This window comes from Falsiroseomonas oryziterrae (assembly GCF_021864505.1).
Lineage (GTDB): Bacteria > Pseudomonadota > Alphaproteobacteria > Acetobacterales > Acetobacteraceae > Falsiroseomonas > Falsiroseomonas oryziterrae.
Window position 1 is genome coordinate 1 of record NZ_JAKJIB010000577.1, and the last position, 1,310, is coordinate 1,310.

Consider the following 1,310-nt stretch of genomic DNA (forward strand, 5'->3'; position numbering starts at 1 on the left):
CCGATCGCCGCCCCGGCCAGCACCTCGTTGCCACGGCGCCCCGTCGCCGCGGCGACCGCCGCGCCGAGCAGCGCGCCGCCGACCGCGCCCATCGCTGCGCCACGCAGGATGTCCTCGCCGAAGAAGTCGCCGGTGCTGTCGAGCGCGACAAGCTGCGCGCGGCAGGGATCCGTGCCGTCGTCGGCACCGATGCGCCCTTCCCGCGTGGTGACACAGCCGGCGAGCATGACGGCGGAGGTCAGGATGGCGACGATGCGCCGGGCAGGTTTCGACATGGCGACGTCCCTGTGGACTTCGTGACGGTTCCGGCACGCTATCGCGCGGCGCGGCCGGGTGTCAGCCCGGATCTGCACCGCGGGTCTCAATCCACCTGCGCGGCCTCCACGACGACACAGGTGACATTGTCGGAGGCCTTGCGCGCGAGCGCGGCGGCGACCAGCAGGTCCGGCGCCAGCGCGGCATCCGGCACCGCGAGCAGGGTCGCGATCTCGGCCGGCGGCAGGCACTTTGACAGGCCGTCACTGCACAGCAGGAAGCGGTCCCCCGGCAGCACGCGGTCGGTCGTCTTGTCGAGGTCGAGCGGCCCGCCCTCCCCTGCGCCGACGGCGCGGGTGATGACGTTGGCGCGCGGGTGGCTCTCCGCGTCCTCCGGCCGCACCAGGCCGGCATCCACCAGTTCCTGCACCAGGCTGTGATCGCGCGTGACCTGCTCCAGCGTCTCGCCGCGCAGCCGGTACATGCGGGAATCGCCCGCCCAGAGGCAGGCGAAATGGCCGTGCCGCAGGATCAGCACGACGACGGTCGAGGCGATCATGCCGTTGCGCTCGGCGCCCGCTTCCAGCAGCGCCTCGTGCACCAGGGCGATGCGCTGGCGCACCTCGCCGAGCATCCGTCCCGCCGGCAACTCGTCCGGAATGGCGGCGAGCGCGTCGCGGATCATGCCGGAGGCGACCTCGCCCGCCTCGTGCCCGCCCGCGCCGTCGGCGACGGCCCAGAGCCCGGCGTCGGGGCGATGGACGAAGGCGTCCTCGTTGTGCGTGCGCTTGGCGCCCGGGTCCGTCTTGGCGGCGGAGCGGAAGCGCTCGACGATCACGTCGGTCCCCGCGGCTTCGCTCATGGCGACAGGCTCCCCCCGGCGGCATCGTCGAGCATGGCGGCAAAGGCCGCAGGCCGCGGCAACGCGCCGAGCGAGAAGCGCCGGGCGGCGACGCGCGGCGCGCCGTCGGTCCACCAGAGCGCGCCGGTGCCGCCCGTGGCGAAGCCGGGCGGCGCGGCGGCCAGCAATTCCTCGATCCGCTCCGGCGCAGCAG

The 1,310-nt window shown here is 74.4% G+C and carries 2 protein-coding genes and 1 pseudogene; all 3 read right to left on the minus strand.

Annotated features, from left to right (window positions below; all coding sequences use genetic code 11):
* Positions 1-275, minus strand: a 275-nt coding sequence (locus L2I40_RS23300) for a hypothetical protein (RefSeq protein WP_456305766.1), incomplete at its 3' end; no start/stop codon positions are given.
* A gap of 86 nt (positions 276-361) precedes the next feature.
* Entirely contained in the window at positions 362-1,117 is a 756-nt protein-coding gene (locus L2I40_RS23305; protein ID WP_237217736.1) for a PP2C family protein-serine/threonine phosphatase, read from the minus strand.
* A pseudogene (locus tag L2I40_RS23310) lies at positions 1,114-1,310 on the minus strand (hypothetical protein); the annotation flags it as partial. The pseudogene L2I40_RS23310 and the gene L2I40_RS23305, both read right to left, overlap by 4 nt.